This is a genomic window from Cupriavidus pauculus, from assembly GCF_022179805.1.
In the GTDB taxonomy this organism is placed as follows: Bacteria; Pseudomonadota; Gammaproteobacteria; order Burkholderiales; family Burkholderiaceae; genus Cupriavidus; species Cupriavidus pauculus_E.
In genome coordinates, this window is sequence record NZ_BPUO01000028.1 from 1 (window position 1) to 17,389 (window position 17,389).

Annotated in this window: 14 protein-coding genes; 10 read left to right on the forward strand and 4 right to left on the reverse strand. The window is 67.0% G+C overall.

All coding sequences use genetic code 11. The annotated features are described in order from the left end of the window. The 3 genes from MFF62_RS30055 to MFF62_RS30065 all read left to right on the forward strand — a co-directional run. A partial coding sequence (locus MFF62_RS30055; RefSeq protein WP_238267656.1) for an ATP-binding cassette domain-containing protein occupies positions 1–398 on the forward strand: 398 nt, incomplete at its 5' end. Positions 399–417: 19 nt separating this feature from the next. Then, complete coding sequence (locus MFF62_RS30060; protein ID WP_238267657.1) at positions 418–1,305, forward strand: branched-chain amino acid ABC transporter permease; 888 nt, start codon at positions 418–420, stop codon at positions 1,303–1,305. Continuing rightward, on the forward strand, positions 1,305–2,345 hold the full coding sequence (locus MFF62_RS30065) for a branched-chain amino acid ABC transporter permease (RefSeq protein ID WP_238267659.1): 1,041 nt from the start codon (positions 1,305–1,307) through the stop codon (positions 2,343–2,345). The genes MFF62_RS30060 and MFF62_RS30065 overlap by 1 nt, the downstream gene beginning before the upstream one ends. On the opposite strand, the gene MFF62_RS30070 is transcribed toward MFF62_RS30065, so the two are convergent. The 3 genes from MFF62_RS30070 to MFF62_RS30080 are packed head-to-tail and all read right to left on the reverse strand — an operon-like array spanning position 2,322 to position 4,740. After that, entirely contained in the window at positions 2,322–2,957 is a 636-nt protein-coding gene (locus MFF62_RS30070) for a flavin reductase family protein (RefSeq protein ID WP_238267661.1), read from the reverse strand. The two genes, MFF62_RS30065 and MFF62_RS30070, sit on opposite strands and share 24 nt — an antisense overlap. 21 nt (positions 2,958–2,978) lie before the next feature. Next, positions 2,979–3,728, reverse strand: coding sequence for a GntR family transcriptional regulator (locus MFF62_RS30075; RefSeq protein WP_404990863.1), 750 nt, complete (start codon positions 3,726–3,728; stop codon positions 2,979–2,981). A 31-nt stretch (positions 3,729–3,759) separates the two neighbouring features. Continuing rightward, positions 3,760–4,740: a polysaccharide deacetylase family protein gene (locus MFF62_RS30080; RefSeq protein ID WP_238267665.1), complete on the reverse strand. Its 981-nt coding sequence runs from the start codon at positions 4,738–4,740 to the stop codon at positions 3,760–3,762. A gap of 236 nt (positions 4,741–4,976) precedes the next feature. On the opposite strand from MFF62_RS30080, the gene MFF62_RS30085 reads away from it, so the two are divergent. The 5 genes from MFF62_RS30085 to MFF62_RS30105 all read left to right on the forward strand — a co-directional run bounded on the left by MFF62_RS30085 (position 4,977) and on the right by MFF62_RS30105 (position 11,933). Then, positions 4,977–6,152, forward strand: a complete 1,176-nt coding sequence (locus MFF62_RS30085; protein ID WP_238267667.1) for an ABC transporter substrate-binding protein — start codon at positions 4,977–4,979, stop codon at positions 6,150–6,152. Positions 6,153–6,369: 217 nt separating this feature from the next. Beyond that, entirely contained in the window at positions 6,370–7,242 is an 873-nt protein-coding gene (locus MFF62_RS30090) for a branched-chain amino acid ABC transporter permease (protein ID WP_238267669.1), read from the forward strand. Next, positions 7,239–9,827 carry a branched-chain amino acid ABC transporter ATP-binding protein/permease gene (locus MFF62_RS30095; protein ID WP_238267681.1) on the forward strand — a complete coding sequence of 863 codons (2,589 nt, stop codon included), beginning with the start codon at positions 7,239–7,241 and terminating at the stop codon, positions 9,825–9,827. The genes MFF62_RS30090 and MFF62_RS30095 overlap by 4 nt, the downstream gene beginning before the upstream one ends. 11 nt (positions 9,828–9,838) lie before the next feature. Further along, positions 9,839–11,428, forward strand: a complete 1,590-nt coding sequence (gene ggt / locus MFF62_RS30100; RefSeq protein ID WP_238267682.1) for a gamma-glutamyltransferase — start codon at positions 9,839–9,841, stop codon at positions 11,426–11,428. Between the two features lie 280 nt (positions 11,429–11,708). Further along, positions 11,709–11,933, forward strand: a complete 225-nt coding sequence (locus tag MFF62_RS30105) for a hypothetical protein (protein ID WP_238267683.1) — start codon at positions 11,709–11,711, stop codon at positions 11,931–11,933. A 42-nt stretch (positions 11,934–11,975) separates the two neighbouring features. Here MFF62_RS30105 and MFF62_RS30110 read toward each other — a convergent pair whose 3' ends face one another. Then, positions 11,976–13,295, reverse strand: coding sequence for a cytochrome-c peroxidase (locus tag MFF62_RS30110; protein ID WP_404990864.1), 1,320 nt, complete (start codon positions 13,293–13,295; stop codon positions 11,976–11,978). 299 nt (positions 13,296–13,594) lie between these two features. Here MFF62_RS30110 and acpA point away from each other — a divergent pair, with 299 nt between their 5' ends. Together acpA and MFF62_RS30120 are read left to right on the forward strand one after the other, a co-directional pair. Next, positions 13,595–15,712 (forward strand): acid phosphatase, encoded by a 2,118-nt coding sequence (acpA, locus tag MFF62_RS30115; RefSeq protein WP_238267688.1) that lies wholly within the window; start codon positions 13,595–13,597, stop codon positions 15,710–15,712. A gap of 148 nt (positions 15,713–15,860) precedes the next feature. Continuing rightward, positions 15,861–17,288, forward strand: a complete 1,428-nt coding sequence (locus MFF62_RS30120; RefSeq protein WP_238267716.1) for an MFS transporter — start codon at positions 15,861–15,863, stop codon at positions 17,286–17,288. Positions 17,289–17,389: the final 101 nt, after the last annotated feature.

The window sequence follows — 17,389 nt, forward strand, 5'->3', positions numbered from 1 at the left end:
CCGTGCTGAAAGGCTCGGACAAGGGCATGAGCGAGGCCGAGATCTACGAGATGTTCCCGAACCTGCGCGAGCGCAAGCAGAGCCAGGGCACGCGGTTGTCCGGTGGCGAACAGCAGATGCTGGCCGTTGGCCGCATCCTGCGCACGGGCGCGAACCTGCTGCTGCTCGACGAGATCTCGGAGGGGCTCGCACCGGTGATCGTGCAGGCGCTGGCGCGCATGATCCTGATGCTCAAGAAGAAGGGCTACACGGTGGTGATGGTGGAGCAGAACTTCCGCTTTGCCGCGCCGCTGGCCGACCGTTTCTACGTGATGGAACACGGCGCCATCGTCGAGCGCTTTGCCGCCGACGAGCTGCAGGCCAAGATGCCGGTGCTCAACGAACTGCTGGGCGTATAACAAAGGGACACCACGTTTCATGACTTTCGATATTGGAATCCCCCTGCCGGCGCTGCTGTCGCAGTTGCTGCTGGGGCTTGTCAACGGTGCGTTTTACGCGATGCTGAGCCTGGGGCTGGCCGTGATCTTCGGCCTGCTCAACGTCATCAACTTCGCCCATGGCGCGCTGTTCATGGCGGGTGCGGTACTGGCCTGGGCCGGCATGGAGTATGCCGGGCTCAACTACTGGGTCATGCTGGTGCTGTCGCCGCTGGTGGTTGGTGCCATCGGCGTGCTGATCGAGAAATCGATGCTGCGCTGGATCTACAAGCTCGACCACATCTACGGCTTGCTGCTGACGCTGGGCATCACGCTGGTGATCGAAGGCGGGCTGCGATCGGTCTACGGCGTCTCCGGCCTGCCCTACTCGCCGCCCGATGCGTTGCAGGGCGCCACGGATCTCGGCTTCATGGTCCTGCCGAACTACCGTGCATGGGTGGTCGTGGCATCGATCGTGGTGTGCCTGGGCACATGGTTCACGATCGAGAAGACCAAGCTTGGCGCCTACCTGCGCGCCGGCACCGAGAACCCCAAGATCGTCGAGGCATTCGGCGTCAACGTGCCGCTGATGGTCACGCTGACCTACGGTTTCGGCGTGGCGCTGGCCGCGTTTGCCGGGGTGCTGGCCGCACCGGTGATCCAGGTATCGCCGCTGATGGGCCAGAACCTGATCATCGTCGTGTTTGCCGTGGTGGTCATCGGCGGCATGGGGTCGATCATGGGATCGATCGTCACCGGCCTGGCGCTCGGCGTCATTGAAGGGCTGACCAAGGTCTTCTATCCGGAGGCGTCCTCCACGGTGGTGTTCTTCATCATGGTGATCGTGCTGATGCTGCGCCCCGCCGGTCTGTTCGGGAAGGAAAAATAATGTTGCAAGATTCCACTCGCCGCGCCCAGTTCGCGGTCTACGGTGCGTTGCTGCTGGCCGTGCTGTTCGCGCCCATGTTCGGCGCCTATCCGGTGTTCGTGCTCAAGGTGCTCTGCTTCGCGCTGTTTGCCTGCGCGTTCAACCTGCTGATTGGCTACACGGGGCTGCTGTCGTTCGGCCATGCCGCATTCTTCGGCGGCGCCGGCTACGTCGCCGGTCACGCAATGAAGGAATGGAGCCTGACGCCCGAACTCGGCCTGCTGCTTGGCACCGTGTTCGCGGCGCTGACCGGCCTGGCCATGGGTGCGCTGGCGATTCGCCGCCAGGGCATCTACTTCTCGATGATCACGCTCGCGCTGGCGCAAATGCTCTACTTCTTCTGCCTGCAGGCGCCGTTCACCGGCGGCGAGGATGGCATCCAGGGCATTCCGCGCGGCAAGCTGCTTGGGCTGCTGCCGCTGGACAGCGACCTGACGCTCTACTACGTGGTGCTGGCCATCGTGGTGGCCGCGTTCGCGCTGGTCGTGCGCACGATCCACTCGCCGTTCGGGCAGATCCTGAAGGCGATCAAGGAGAACGAGCCGCGCGCCGTGTCGCTGGGCTATGACGTCGACCGCTTCAAGCTGGTGGCCTTCGTGCTGTCGGCCGCGCTGTCCGGCCTGGCCGGATCGCTGAAGGCGCTCGTGCTGGGCTTCGAGACGCTGACCGACGTGCACTGGTCGATGTCCGGCGCGGTGATCCTGATGACGCTGGTGGGTGGCCTCGGCACGCTGACCGGCCCCATCGCCGGCGCGTTCGTGGTGATCGCGCTGGAGAACAAGCTCGGCGATGTCGGCACCTTCCTGGCCAACCTCACGGGTATCGACTGGTTCAACACCCTGGGCGAATCGGTGACGATGGTCACCGGCGTGATCTTCGTGATCTGCGTGCTGACCTTCCGGCGCGGCATCGTCGGCGAGATCCTCGGCGTGGCCGACCAGTGGCGCGCACGGCGCAAGCCGGCCGCGCCGCTGGGTTCACATCTCGTCGATCGCGGTTGACGCCGTGACCACGCCGGCGTCCTTCTCCAGCGAGAAGCGGTCGCGCGTGGTCACGTAGAAGCTGGCGCCAAAGCGGCCCACGGGGAAATACTCCTGCAGCCGCACGCGCCAGCGCTCCGTATCGATCAGGCCATCGCGCGCATGCAGCCGCAGCACGCGGCCGATGAAGATGTGCCGGCTTTCGGTGCGCAGCGTTTCCCATAGCCGGCACTCGAACGCCACCGGCGCCTCGGCAATGCGCGGCGGCGCCACGTCGGTACACGGCGCCGCCGTCAGCCCCACGTGGGCCAGTTCGCTCAGGTGCGGCGGCAGCCGCTCTCCACAGCGGTGCATCTTTTCGGCCATCGGCTCGTCGCTGAGGTGAATGACGAATTCCTTCGACCGCTCGATATTGGCCGCCGTGTCCTTCAGTGCCCCGTCGGCCAGGCGGTTCACGCTGATCATCACGATCGGCGGCTCCTCGCCCAGCATGTTGAACATCGAGAACGGCGCGGCGTTGGCGGTGCCGTCGGCGCCCAGCGTGGTCACTAGCGCAATCGGGCGCGGCACGATCAGGCTGGCCATGAGTTTGTAGCGCTGATACTCGGTGATCGCACTGAAATCGATTTCCATGGTGTTCCTTGGTAGTCCGGGCTAGCGCTGCGGCAGGCCCAGCATCTGCGCCAGGCTCTTCTCGCCCTGCATGCGCGATGTTTCGATACGTTGCTCCAGTTCCCGCAGGTGGGCTTCCATCAGCGACACAGCGCCGGCCGCGTCGCGCGCCTCGATGCAGGCCACGATAGCGGCGTGCTCGTCGTGCTCGCACGGCGCATGGCCCGGCGGCTCGTAGAGTCCCACGATCAGCGAACAGCGCGATACCAGTTCGGTCAGGTAGCGCTGCAGCACCGGATTGCGCGCCAGCGTGGCAATGCGCAGGTGAAAGCCACTGGCCAGCCGTGCCCACGATGGCTGGTCGAACCGGTGCATCGCATCGTGCTCCTCGGCCAGTTGGCGCCGCAGTTCACGCAGGTCGGCCTCGGTCACGCGCTCCACGGCCAGTTCCACCAGCACACGCTCCATGGCGCGGCGCGCCTCGAAGATCTGGCTGGTTTCCTCGGGCGTGGGCTCGGCGATCACCGCGCCCTTGTTGGGACGCAACGCGACGATGCCGTCGTGCGCCAGCTTCTCCAGCACGCGCCGCACCACCGCGCGGCCCACACCGAACAGGTTGCACAGCTCGGGCTCGGGCAGCTTGGTGCCCGGCGTCAGGCGATGGTTGAGCACGCCGTCGAAGATGGCCTGGTAGATGCGCGTATCGGCATCGGCCGCGTCGGCGGTATCGGCGGGCGTCTCGATGGGGGCTTCGTCCTTGGGGGCGGACTTTTTTGCGGCTTTGGCGGACATGACGTCGATCAGGGAAACAGTGGCCATGATGTTAGCGCGATGCCGCGACGGCGTTTTCCGCCGGAATGCGGGCGTCCATGGCGTCGCAGATCGCCCCTGGGGTGGTCAGCCAGACTTCGCCGTGCGACCGCCGCGCGGCAATATGCGCCAGCGCCCGGCGCAGGTGCCTTAGCCGGTACGGCTGGCCCACCAGGTACGGATGCAGCGCAATGCCCATCACCAGCGGCTGCGGGTGCTGGGCGTGGTTGGCCTGCAGCAGCATCTCGTCGAACTGGTCGATGATCATGTCGGCAAACGCCACGCCGTCGAGCTGGCGCGCGATGATCATCGGGATGTCATTCAGCTCCTGCGGATACGGGATCGACCACAGCGACCCGCCGTTGCGCGTCTGCATGCGGATGGGCCGGTCGTCGTGCGCCCAGTTCAGCGTATAGCGGTAGCCGGCCTCGGCCAGCAGGTCGGGCGTGACCAGCGTCTCCGATATCCACGGCGACAGCCACCCGCCCGGCGCACGGCCGCAATGCTGCGCGATGCGGTCGCGGCAGTGTTCGATCAGCGCGCGCTCTCCCGCTTCGTCGAACTCGCTCTGGCGATGCGCGTTGGTATGGCCATGGCCGATCAGCTCGTCTCCCCGCGCCACGCAGGCGTCCAGCATCTCCGGACAGTGATCGTAGAGCGCCGTATTCAGCAGCACGCCGGCCGGCATGTCTAGCTGGTCGAACAGTTCCAGGCAGCGCCACACGCCCACGCGGTTGCCGTACTCGCGCCAACTGTAGTTCAGCACGTCGGGCTGGGGCGATACCGGTCCGAGGTTGGCGCCCAGGCCCTCGGCAAACGCGAAGTGCTCGATGTTGAAGCCCAGGTAGACCGCCAGCCGCGCGCCATTGGGCCAGCGGAAGTCGTCGGCGTCGGTGATCGGCCGGTACGGAAAGCGCCCGTGGTGGCGCAACGGGCCGAAGGTCGGTGCCGCCGCGGCCTGCGCGGCCGCCAGTGGACTCGGGTTGAACGTCATGAACGATTGCCTTTCTTCTGGTTGGTGCATACCGCCCCGAATCCGGCACAGCCTTCGTGCGCCATGCCCCGTTTCGGATCGTATGCAGATGCATGAACAAATCGTTCGCAATATCTGGACCAGATCGTCAACGCATTGAAATGCCGCGTGCAGCGGAACCTGGCGTGGATTTGTCAACGCGTGGCACGTCTCTTGCGAGACCGCTGCTCGACACCAACCCATCCGGAGCTTCCGCCATGTTTCGTCCCCAACGCCGTGCCCTGATCGCCGCCGCAGCGGCCGCCTGCGTGATGACCGCCCTGCCCGCGCATGCCGCCGACACCATCAAGATCGGCCTGATCACGGCGCTGTCTGGCCAGTCGGCGCGCGCCGGCGAATCGCTGACACGCGGCATGACCATCGCCATCGACGAGATCAACGCCCGTGGCGGCCTGCTGGGCGGGCGCAAGCTCGAACTGGTGCGCCGCGATGACGAAGGCAACCCGGCCAAGGGCGTGCTGGCCGCGCGCGAACTGATCTACAAGGAAAAGGTTGCCGTGCTGTTTGGCGGCCTGGACACGCCTGTCTCGATGGCCATCGTGCCCATCGCCAACCAGGAGAAGGTGCCGTTCATGGGCCCCTGGGCGGCCGGCACGCCGATCACGCACAACGGCGCGAATCCGAACTTCGCGTTCCGCGTGTCGGCCGTGGACGAAGTGGTGGACAAGGCGATGCTGCAGTACGCGCAGAAGGCCTTCAACGCCAGCAAGCCGGGCCTGATCCTGGTGAACAACCCCTGGGGTGAATCGAACGAGAAAGGCATCGTCGCCGCGATGGCCGCCAAGGGCGGCAAGCCCGTGGGCATCGAGAAATTCGAAGGCAACGACGTGGACGTGGTACCCCAGCTTGGCCGCCTGAAGGCCGCCGGCGCCGACGTGCTGCTGATGGTGGGCAACGTCGGCCCGTCGGCACAGGTGGTGAAGTCGCTCGACCGCATGGGCTGGAAGGTGCCCGTGGTATCGCACTGGGGCCCTGCTGGCGGCCGCTTCACGGAACTGGCGGGACCGAACGCCAAGAACGTCCACTTTGTGCAGACGTACAGCTTCTTCGGCTCGACGACGCCGGTCAGCACGCGCGTGGTCAATGACCTCAAGGCCAAGTACAGCGACGTGAAGGGCCCGGACGACATCACGCCCGCCGTGGGCGTGGCCAACGCCTACGACGCCACGCAACTGGCTGCGCTGGCCATCGCCAACGCCGGCAGCACCAAGGGCGACGCGGTGCGCGAAGGCTTCTACAAGATCGACCGCTACGAAGGCCTGATCAAGACCTACGTGAAGCCGTTTTCGCCGCAGCAGCATGATGCGCTGACCGAGAACGACTACGTCTGGGCGCAGTTCATCGACAACCGGATCGTGCCGGTGAAGAAGTAAGGCGTCGGTGTTCTAGCTCCCCTGTTGGTTTGCTCCCCTCTCCCGCACGGCGGGAGAGGGGTTGGGGGTGAGGGCGGGACGATCAAGATGCGCAAGTCGCAGTTTGAACCGCTGGCCCTCACCCCCGCCCCTCTCCCAGGGGGAGAGGGGAGAAAACCGAGAGCAGGATCAAAGCGGCAACAAAGCAACACCGCAACACAAAACAAAGGAAGTCACCATGTTATGGATATCCGCCCTCATCAGCGGGCTTGGCCTGGGCAGCATGTACGGGCTGATGGCGCTGGGGTTTCACATCACCTACGCGGTGTCGGCCACGGTCAATTTCGCGCAGGGAAGCTCGATGATGCTGGGTGCCGTGCTCACGTACACGTTTGCGCAGACGCTGGGCTGGCCGATGCCGCTGGCCGTGCTGCTGGCGCTGGCGCTGTGCGCCCTGTACGGGCTGGCCGTGGAATTTCTGGCCGTGCGGCCGTTTGCCAGCCGTGGCTCGAATGCGTGGCTGATGGCTACCGTGGCGCTGGGGATCGTGCTCGATAACGTGGTGATGCTGTGGTTCGGCACCGAACCGCGCAGCCTGCCCTCGCCGCTGGCCGCGCAGTCGGTGCAGTTTGGCGGCGTGGGCGTGTATCCGCTGCAACTGGTGATTCCAGTGGTGGGCCTAGTGCTGGCCGCCGTCCTCCACTTCGTGCTGCGCAAGTCGCGCTGGGGCGTGGCCATGCTGGCCGTGGTGCAGAACCGCGACGCGGCGCGCCTGATGGGCATTCCTATCCGCCGCACCGTGGCCGGCGCCTTTGCGCTGTCGACGCTGCTGGCCGGTATTGCCGGCGTGCTGATCGCGCCGCTGTTCAACGTGCAGGCCGACATGGGCACCGTGTTCGGCCTCAAGGCATTTGCCGTGGCCATCCTGGGTGGGCTGTCCAGCGCCTGGGGCGTGATGGTGGCCGGACTGATATTCGGCGTGGCCGAGGCGCTGGTCACCGCATCGCTGGGCTCCAGCTACACGCAGATCATTACGTTCGCGCTGGTCATCGCGCTGCTGGCCCTGCGCCCCGATGGCCTGTTCGGACGCGCGGAGGTACGCAAGGTATGAGCAAGACGATGACTTCCACGGTATCCCCCGCCGTGCCGGCCAGCCCGGCACGCCCCGCCGCGCCCTGGCTCGGCCTGGGCACCCCGCTGCAGATACTCGCCATGTGCGCGGCCCTGGCGGCTGCGGCGGGCCTGGTGCTGACACTGAACGGCTATTTCGTTTTCGTGATCGCTGGCGTGGCCATGCTGGCCATCTGCGGCGTGGGCCTGAACCTGCTGCTCGGGCTGACCGGGCAGGTTTCGTTCGGCCACGTGGGCTTCTATGCGATTGGCGCCTATACGGTGGCCATCCTGACCGGCCAGGCCGGCTGGAGCTTCTGGGCGGCCTGGCCGGTCGGGGCGCTGGTGTCCGCCGTGCTCGGTGCGCTGCTGGCGCTGCCTGCGCTGCGCGTGAAGGGGCCGGGACTGGCGATGGTCACCATCGCGTTCGGCTTTATCGTCGAGCATGGTGCCGTGGAATGGCGCGCGCTGACCGGCGGCCAGAACGGCCTGATGGGCATCGCGCAGCCATCGCTGCCCGGCGTGGAAGGCGGCGAGCGTGCGCTGGCGCTAATCGCCATCGCCGTGCTCGGGATCGCGCTGGCCGCCTATGCGCGCATCGCGCGTGGCGGATGGGGTGCGGCGATGCGTGCGGTACGCGACAGCGAAACCGCCGCCGCCTCGATCGGTGTCAATCCGCTGGTGGTCAAGACCGTCGGCTTCGCGTTCTCGGCGGCGCTGGCCGGCTTGGCTGGCGGGCTGTTCGCGCCGCTGCAGGGCATGGTCACGCCGGGCATGTTCTCGTTCCTGCAGTCCATTCTGTTCGTGCTGGTCGTGATGATCGGCGGTGCGGGCACGGTGGCGGGTCCGGTGGCCGGGGCCGTTATCGTCGGCCTGCTGCCCGAAGTGCTGTCGAGCCTGGAAAACCTGCGCCTGCTGTGCTTTGGCGTGCTGCTGCTGGTGGTGCTGTGGGTGGCCCCGAGCGGCATTGTCGGCGTAGTGACCGCCGCGTTCCGCCGGCTGCATCCCGCCACGCCGCCGCAACACGACGCCGCATCCGGTGCCATGCTGCCGCAGCGTGCGCCAGACCAACGCCGGGGACTGTCCGCGCTGGGCCTGTCGATGGTGTTCGGTGGCGTGCGCGCGGTGGACGACCTGTCGTTCCAGTTGCCGCCCGGCCAGGTCACCAGCCTGATCGGCCCCAACGGCGCAGGCAAATCGACCGTGCTGAACATGCTGTCTGGCTATTACCGTCCCCGTTCGGGCGGACGCAAGCTGGGCGCGGAAGCGCTGCCCGCGCGTGGTGCCTGCCACAGCGCGCGCCACGGCATCTCGCGCACCTACCAGACCACGCAGTTGTTCACGGGCATGAGCGCGGCCGACAACGTGGCTATCGCACTCACGCGCGGCAAGCTCGGCACGCTGCTGGGCATTGCCGGCTTCACGGCGCCGGCCATCCGTGACGAAGCCCGCGCGCTGCTGGCCGCATGCGGCTACACCGGCAACCCCGACGCCAGCGCGGCAGACCTGGCGCACGTCGATCGCCGCCTGGTGGAGATCGCCCGCGCACTGGCTACCCGCCCCGCCGTGCTGCTGCTCGACGAACCGGCCGCCGGCCTGTCCCGCGAGGACAAGGCCACACTGGGCCGCCTGCTGCGCCGTATCGCCGATAGCGGCGTGGCGGTGGGCCTGGTGGAACACGACATGTCGCTGGTGATGGATGTATCGGACAGCATCGTCGTCATCGACGCCGGCCAGCACCTGGCCGACGGCACGCCCGACAGCGTGCGCGCCAATCCGGCCGTGCGGCGCGCCTACCTGGGCGAGGCATCGAGCGCGCCGGCACGCCGCCGTCCGCAGGCGGCAGCGACCGATGCCAACCCGCCCGAGGTGCTGGGCGTGAGCGCTCTGCGTACCGGCTATGGCGCGGCGCCCGTGCTGCACGACGTCGACCTGCAGATCCGCGCGCGTGAAATGGTGGCGTTGCTGGGTGCCAACGGCGCGGGCAAGTCCACGCTGATGCGCGCGCTGGCTGGCCTGCATCGCCCGGTGCAAGGCGGCATCACCTTCGATGGCACCGACCTCGCCCGGCTGGACGCGGCGAAGATCGCCGAAATGGGCGTGGTGCTGGTGCCCGAAGGCCGGCAGGTATTCCCGGAACTATCGGTGCTGGACAACCTGCGCCTGGGTGCATTCCCGTCGGGACGCATCTCGGGTGCCGAGATGACGCAGCGGATCGAGTCCATGTTCACGCGCTGGCCGCGCCTGCGCGAACGCCAGCACCAACGTGCGGGCCTGCTGTCCGGCGGCGAGCAGCAGATGCTGGCCGTGGCGCGTGGCCTGATGTCGAATCCGTCGGTGCTGCTGCTCGACGAGCCGTCGCTGGGGCTGGCGCCCAAGGTCATCGAGGAACTGTTCGCCTCGCTGGACTCATTGCGCGAGGCATCGATCACGATCCTGCTGGTGGACCAGATGGCCGCGCTGGCGCTGTCGCTGGCCGACCGCGCCTACGTGCTGGAAGAAGGCCGCGTCGTGGCCAGCGGCGATGCCGAGTCACTGGCGAAGGACCCGGCGCTGGTGCAGGCGTACCTGGGCGGGGACCACTAATGCCGCCACGCATGAACCAGTTGGCCACCTCCCGCTCGGGCATGGTCACCAGCCCGCATGCGCTGGCCAGCGAGGCGGGGCTCGACGTCCTGCGCGCGGGCGGCAATGCCATCGAGGCCGCCATCGCCATCGGCGCCACGCTGGCCGTCACCTATCCGCACTTCACCGGCCTGGGCGGCGACGCGTTCTGGATCGTCAGCGACGAGCACGGCAATGTGCGCACCCTCTCGGGCATCGGGCAGGCGGCCGGCACGCTGCCTGACTATGGCGATGCGATTCCCACGCGCGGCGCCGCCTCGGCGCTGACCACGGCCGCCACGGTCGATGCATGGGACCGCGCGTTTGCCATTAGCCGCGACCAATGGGGCGGCCTCCAGTCCTGGAGCGGGTTGTTCCAGCGCGCGATAGCCCTGGCGCACGAAGGCTTTGAAGTGACGCCGTCGCAGCGCTTCTGGCAGACATTCCGCCAGGCCGAGCTGGCCGACTGGCCCGGCTTTGCCGCCACCTTCATGCCCGACGGCCGATTACCGCCCCAGGGCGACCGCCTGCGGCAACCGGCGCTGGCACGCAGCCTTGATCGCATCGCGAACTTTGGTTCGCGTGAGTTCTATGAAGGCGAGCTGGCCGAGCGCATCGTGGCCGGCCTGCGCGCGGCCGGATCGCCACTGACGCTGCATGATCTGGCCAGAACTGCGGCGCGCGACGAGGCGCCACTGCGCGTGCCCTATCGCGGCGGCGAACTGCTGAGCCTGGCGCCGCCCACGCAGGGCGTTACCACGTTGCAGATCATGGGCATCCTGGACCGGTTCGACGTGGCCAACATCCCCGAGGGCAGCCCGGATTACTACCACCTGCTGGTCGAGGCCGTGAAACAGGCGTTCATCGAGCGCAATCGCCACGTGGCCGACCCCGATTTCGCCGATGTGCCGGTCGATGCCATGCTGTCTCCCGCCCGGCTGTCGGCGCTGGCGGCGCGCATCGACACCCGGCACGCGCTGCCGTGGCCACATGTCTACCAGCACGGCGACACGGTCTACCTGAGCGCCGTGGATGCCGCCGGCCGTTGTGTGAGCGTGCTGCAGACCGTGTATTTCGACTGGGGCAGCGGCGTGGTGGCCGCCGATACGGGCATCCTGTGGCACAACCGGGGCGCGGCGTTTTCCACCGATCCGAAGCATCACAACGCGATCCGACCCGGAAAACGTCCGTTCCACACGTTGAATCCCGGCATGTATCTGCGAGAAGGCAAAGCCCGGCTGACCTATGGCACGCAAGGCGCCGATGGCCAGCCGCAAACGCTGGCAGCGGTGCTGACACGACTGATCGACTACGGCATGAACCCGCTGCAGGCCCTGTCGCGGCCCCGCTTCCTGCTGGGCCGCACGTTCTCCGATGCGCGCGACAGCCTCAAGCTCGAAGCCGATGCGGGCGACGATGTGATCGCGGCGCTGTCGACCCGCGGGCACGAAGTGAGCGTGATCGACGCGCAGAGCCCGCTGGCGGGCCACCCGGGCGCCATCGCGTTGTACGACGACGGTAGCTGCGCAGGCGCGCACGATCCGCGCAGCGATGGCATCGCCATGGGGCTGCAAGGGGCATAGCGGCTACGGACGCGCGCATCGGGCATCATGCGGATATCGGCGAAATCCTGCATGACGCGCGTTTGAAACCCTTGCGCTCTGTAGCGGTTTTGTATCGGGCAGGAACCCATGCAGGGGATGCCCGTCCAACGCAGTGACTGTCGACTGGCCATCACGATGCGATGCAGCGTGCAAGGGCCGGGACGATGGTCCACAATCCCGTCGGAGGGGCGCACCGCTGCATCGGTCCAGCGCCCCCCTTGTCCCCAGCAACCGCTCCCCTCTCGCCAAGGAGAACACCGTGCTGAGCCCGCATGAACTTGCCACGCTGATGTTGATCGGCAATGGCCCCCATACCCGCAACGACACGTCGACCATCCCGGCGCGTGAAATCGACCCCGTCGATCTCGATGCGCTGATCACCATGGAAATGGTGATCCTGCAATCCGAACAGGGCAAACGTCCCTGCCCGCAAATCACCGCGCACGGCCGCTCGATGCTGGCCGCCGTGGGCCGCCTGGGTTAGCTGCGTTCTGTAACCGATGTCAAGCCGGTGTCGAACCGGTGACTATCGGATGACGGCCGCCGTCTTTGCGGCTGTCTTTGCCACCGGTGCTTGATAGCCGTCGGTCAGCGTCTTCAGGAAGGCAATCACATCGCGCATGTCGGCTTCGGTCATGGTCGGCTTGTCGCCCGGCTTGCCACCGAACGGCGCTTCCATATTGACGTTCGCGTGGTACTGCGTCGGCAGGTCGTCGAACTTGATCACCTTGCCGTCCTTGCCGCGCGGATACCATTTCTCCGGCTTCACGTCGCGCTCGGCATAGAAGTGCATCACCTCGTCCAGCGAATGGAACACGCCGTTGTGGAAGAACGCATGGCGCAGCGCCACGTTGCGCAGTGACGGCGTGCGGAACAGCCCGCAATAGTCGGCGCGGTCCTTGAGGTCGGTTCGATCCGGACCACACAGCCCCAGGTCGTGGAATGCCGGATCGGCATTGCCGGCCAGCTTGCGATTGCGCGGCGCGCCCACCGCGATAAAGCCGAAATCCGAAAACGCCGGGAATGCGCCCTCGCGGATATCGGCCGCATGACACGCCGCACAGTTGCCCTTGCCGGGATCGTTGAACACGCGCAGGCCGCGCAGTTCCTGCTGCGTCAACTTTGCCTGGCCGCGCAGCACTGCGTCGTACTTGCTGGAATAGGGATAGAACTCCGACGGCGTCTGCTGGAACACCTCCAGCGCCATCAGCACCGCGTTGAAGGCGGTGTCCTCGTCGTCCAGTACATCCTGCCCAAGCACCTCGCGGAAGGTCTCCGCATGCGGCCCGTTGCGGATCTTCTCGACCACCACACGCGGCTCGCCGTTGGCCATCTCATGCGCCGACAGCAGCGGGATGCGCGCCTGGTCGTGCGCCGAGCCCGCGCGACCGTCCCAGTTGTGGCCGCCGGCCGGCCCCTGGTCCTCGGCGTCGTTGCCGTCGTTTTCGCGATAGTGATCGGTATAGGCCGGCACATTCTGCACGTAGCGCAGCGACGGCGCCGCGCGCACGCCCGTGCGCGTCATGTCGGCACCGCCCAGTTGCACGGACAGGTTATTCGGCGGACCGTAGGCGTGCTCGGGGCTGTGGCAGGTGGCGCACGACTGCTTGCCCGAGGCCGACAGGGACGGATCGAAGAACAGCGCCTTGCCCAGCGCGCCGAGTTGCGCGATGTCCGGATGGCGCTCGGCCATCATCGCGTAGAACGGCTTGGCCCCAGCCGCCTTGGGCGCGCTGGCCACCACGGCTGGTGCCGTCACCACTGCAGCCGGCGCCGCCTCCTGCTTGCCGCAGCCCGCCATCAGACCGGCCAGCAGCGCAATCAACAGGCTGCCCGCTACGCGCATCCAGGTGAACAGCGACGGGAACGCGGCGTTCCACAACAGCGGCGGCAGGCTCATGACGAATTGACGACGGGACGGTGACGAAGGAATGGCGCTGGAGCCTATGCCGCGTTTGTGACATCCACATGACGTTTCACGCGATCGACACGCCATCGACACCTTCGCCGGCTCTGTATCCGTCTGCCATGCGGGCCATCATCAATCTGACATATGTCCGGATCACACTCGCGGCGCACCCAGCAGTACCCATAAGTTGTACCGACGGCAACGCCGTCATCCCACATATAAAAAAGAGGAAAGCCATGAGCCGTAAACCCCGTCTGTGGCCGCTGGCCGCATTGGCCGCCGCATGCCTGTCCGCCTGTGGCGGCAGCGATTCCGGCAGCACCGCCACGCCTGCCGCCACCACGTCAGGCGTCGTCACGGGCAGCTACTTCGAGCATGCCAAGGTCTGTATCGACGCCAACGCCAACGCCAAGTGCGACAGCGGCGAGGCTTCGACCTTCACGGACGCCAAGGGCGCCTTCACGGTAACCGGCCAAGGCCCGGTCGTTGCCGAGATCGGCACGGACGCCTTCCGCAATGACGATGCCGGTGGCCATGCTGCCGTGACGCGCAAGCTGATGTTCCGCGCACCGGCCGCCGCCAATGGCGTGGTCAGCGCCATTTCCACCGAACTGGCCGCACTGATGGACAGCAACGGCGGCAACCTGGACGCCGCGCGCGCGCAACTGGCCGACCGCCTGGGCGTGGCCGCTGACAAGCTGCTGGAAGACCACAACAAGGAATCGGACAGCAAGATCAAGGCCGCGCTGCAGGGCGAGATCGAGCAGGCCATCGAACTGATCGCCAATGCCGTGGCAGCGGGCGGCGACGTCGCCGGCGCCATCAAGGCCGGCGTGGCACAGCGCGTGGCGCTGAACAACATCCGCAACGTGGTGGTGATCTACGCCGAAAACCGCGGCTTCGACAACCTCTACGGTCTGTTCCCGGGCGCCAACGGCATTCCGGGCGTGAACTCCAGCGCAGTGGGTACCGTCGAGCCGCAGAAGGACTTCGACACCACGGCGCTGGCCTCGCTGCCGCCCACCTGGGGCGGATTCACCGCGGCAGGCCAGGCCGTGACGCTGCCTGAAGCCAATACCGTGGGCTGGGCCAACAAGCCGTTCCGCATCGACGATCCGGCCGGCGTCAACGGCACGGGCGTGGTGGTGGACCAGAGCGTGGTCACGCGCGACCTCGTGCACAAGTTCTACCAGAACCAGATGCAGATCAACGGCGGCAAGAACGACCGCTTCGCCGCGTTCTCCGACGCCGGCGGCATCACCATGGGCTACTACGACGGCAGCAAGATGGCCATGTGGCAGATGGCCAAGGACTTCGTGCTGGCCGACAACTTCTTCATGGGCGCCTTCGGCGGCTCGTTCCTGAACCACCAGTACCTGGTCTGCGCCTGCGTGCCGAAGTACCCGAACGCAGACACCTCGGTGGCGTCGGGTTCGATCGCGGCCGTGGCCGCCGACGGCAAGAGCCTGGCACTGAAGGACACCAGCCCGACCAGCATCCTGACCGGCCGTGCCGTGTACGTGAACGACGGCGCGATCACGCCGAAGGACGCCACCGGCACGTTCTACGCCGTGAACACGATGCAGCCGGCCTACCAGCCAAGCGGCAACGCACCGGCGTCGGCCGACGCCACCAAGCTGCTGGCCGACCCGAACCTGGCCAGCACGCTGCCCGCGCAAACCCAGGACACCATCGCCACGTACCTGGACAAGCGCGGCGTGGACTGGGCCTGGTACGCGGGCGCATGGAAGACCGTCTCGGCCGACCGCACGAAGATCTACAACAACACCACGCCGAACTTCCAGGCCCACCACCAGCCGTTCAACTTCTACGCGGCGTTCAGCCCGGTGGATCACGCCGACTACCGTACGGCCCACCTGAAGGACTTCGACAGCCAGTTCTTCACCGATGCCGCCGCCGGCAAGCTGCCTGCCGTGACGTTCTACAAGCCGCAGGGCAACCTGAACCAGCACGCGGGCTACGCCAACGTGGCGGACGGCGATGCCCACATCGTCGACGTGATCAAGCACCTGCAGGCCAGCCCGCAATACAAGAACATGCTGATCGTGGTGACGTACGACGAAAACGGTGGCTTCTACGACCACGCGCCGGTGCCCACCGCCGACCGCTGGGGTCCGGGTACGCGTATTCCGGCCATCATCGTCTCGCCGTACGCCAGGAAGGGCTTCGTGGACCATACGCAGTACGACACCGCATCGATCCTGCGCTTCATCACGCGCCGCTTTGCGCTGCCGACGCTGCCGGGCCTGAAGCTGCGTGACGATTCGCTGGTTGCCAACGGCAAGCCGGCCATGGGTGACCTGACCAACGCGCTGACGTTCCCGGCGCAGTAAGCCAGCATCCCGCCACCAGAAAGGGGCGCCCTCTCGCGGGGGCGCCCCTTTTTCGTTCCCGGCCAGGCGTCGGCGGATCGCCGACAGGCAACCGGTGCCGGAATGACTATAGTCTCTGCAGTCATGCCAACCTGCCGAGGAGCCCGCCATCGCCGCCTGGCAATCGGATATCCCCGCCCGGCTCGACCGCCTGCCGTGGTCTGCCTGGCACTGGCGCGTCGCCATCGCGCTGGGCGTCGCCTGGGTGCTCGACGGGCTCGAAGTGACGCTCGTGGGCTCGATCGGCGCCGTGCTGGAGCGGCCGGACACGCTGGGCCTGGACGCGACGCGGGTGGGCTGGTCGGGGTCGCTCTATATATTAGGGGCGGTCATTGGCGCGCTGCTGTTCGGACGCCTGGCCGACCGGCTCGGCCGCAAGAAGCTGTTCCTGGCCACGCTGGCCGTCTACATGGCGGCCACGCTGGCCACGGCGTTCTCCCCGAACTTCGCGTTCTTCGCGGCTTGCCGGTTCGTGACCGGACTGGGCATCGGCGGCGAATATGCCGCCATCAATTCCGCCATCGACGAACTGATCCCGGCACGCGTGCGTGGCCGCGTAAACCTGGCCATCAACGGCAGCTTCTGGCTGGGCGCGGCGCTGGGCGCCGGCCTGAGCCTGGTGCTGCTGGACCCGCGCGTGTTCGGCCCGGTCTGGGGCTGGCGCGCCTGCTTCGCGCTGGGCGCGGTGCTGGCCGTGGCCATCGTGCTGGTGCGCCGCCACGTGCCGGAAAGCCCGCGGTGGCTTACCACCCACGGCCGCCATGAGGAAGCCGCGCGCGTGATCGCCGGCATCGAGGCCGAGGTGGCGCGGCAACACGGTCCGCTGCCCGCCGTGGAAGGCGCCATGGTTGCCTACGCCGGCAAACCCATCCCGCCGCTGCGCGAGATCTTGCGGCTGCTGCTGCACCGCTACCGCATGCGCAGCATCGTCACGTTCGCGCTGATGGTGGCGCAGGCGTTCTTCTACAACGCCATCTTCTTCACCTATTCGCTGGTGCTGACCCGGTTCCAGGGCGTGTCCGAGGAACGCGTGGCGCTCTATATCTTTCCGTTCGCGCTGGGCAATGCGCTGGGGCCGCTGGTGCTGGGCCCTCTGTTCGACCGGATCGGACGGCGCAGGATGATCGCGGTGACCTATGTGCTGTCGGGCATCGGCCTGGCCGCCACCGGCTGGGCCTTCATGCAGGGCTGGCTCGACGCGCGCGCCCAGGCCATGTGCTGGTCGGCCGTGTTCTTCCTGGCATCGGCGGCGGCCAGTTCGGCCTACCTGACCGCCAGCGAGGTCTTTCCGCTGGAAATGCGCGCGTTGGCCATCTCGGTGTTCTACGCCGTGGGCACGGGCACCGGCGGCTTCATCGCCCCGGTACTGTTTGGCATGCTGATCGAAACGGGCAGCCGTGGCGCGGTGGCTGTGGGGTACGGCATCGGGGCGGCGCTGGTGATCGTGGCCGGTCTGATGGCACTGCGATACGGCGTGAATGCGGAACGGCGCGCGCTGGAAGACATCGCGCCGCCGCTTGGTGTGCAGGAAGATTGATCTAACCCCACGCACTTTGAGAATCGTCCTCTGTTTTTGGGCTTGACCTGACTCCAGAATGGATTTCGTCAGGCGCGGCTGCCACGGCTACCACGGTCGAA

Excerpts from the sequence above, each read along its gene's own strand:
- MFF62_RS30060 (WP_238267657.1), top strand. The coding sequence starts at position 418 with ATGACTTTCGATATTGGAATCCCCCTGCCGGCGCTGCTGTCGCAGTTG.
- MFF62_RS30065 (WP_238267659.1), top strand. The coding sequence starts at position 1,305 with ATGTTGCAAGATTCCACTCGCCGCGCCCAGTTCGCGGTCTACGGTGCG.
- MFF62_RS30070 (WP_238267661.1), bottom strand. The coding sequence starts at position 2,957 with ATGGAAATCGATTTCAGTGCGATCACCGAGTATCAGCGCTACAAACTC.
- MFF62_RS30075 (WP_404990863.1), bottom strand. The coding sequence starts at position 3,728 with ATGTCCGCCAAAGCCGCAAAAAAGTCCGCCCCCAAGGACGAAGCCCCC.
- MFF62_RS30080 (WP_238267665.1), bottom strand. The coding sequence starts at position 4,740 with ATGACGTTCAACCCGAGTCCACTGGCGGCCGCGCAGGCCGCGGCGGCA.
- MFF62_RS30085 (WP_238267667.1), top strand. The coding sequence starts at position 4,977 with ATGTTTCGTCCCCAACGCCGTGCCCTGATCGCCGCCGCAGCGGCCGCC.
- MFF62_RS30090 (WP_238267669.1), top strand. The coding sequence starts at position 6,370 with ATGTTATGGATATCCGCCCTCATCAGCGGGCTTGGCCTGGGCAGCATG.
- MFF62_RS30095 (WP_238267681.1), top strand. The coding sequence starts at position 7,239 with ATGAGCAAGACGATGACTTCCACGGTATCCCCCGCCGTGCCGGCCAGC.
- ggt (WP_238267682.1), top strand. The coding sequence starts at position 9,839 with ATGAACCAGTTGGCCACCTCCCGCTCGGGCATGGTCACCAGCCCGCAT.
- MFF62_RS30110 (WP_404990864.1), bottom strand. The coding sequence starts at position 13,295 with ATGCGCGTAGCGGGCAGCCTGTTGATTGCGCTGCTGGCCGGTCTGATG.
- acpA (WP_238267688.1), top strand. The coding sequence starts at position 13,595 with ATGAGCCGTAAACCCCGTCTGTGGCCGCTGGCCGCATTGGCCGCCGCA.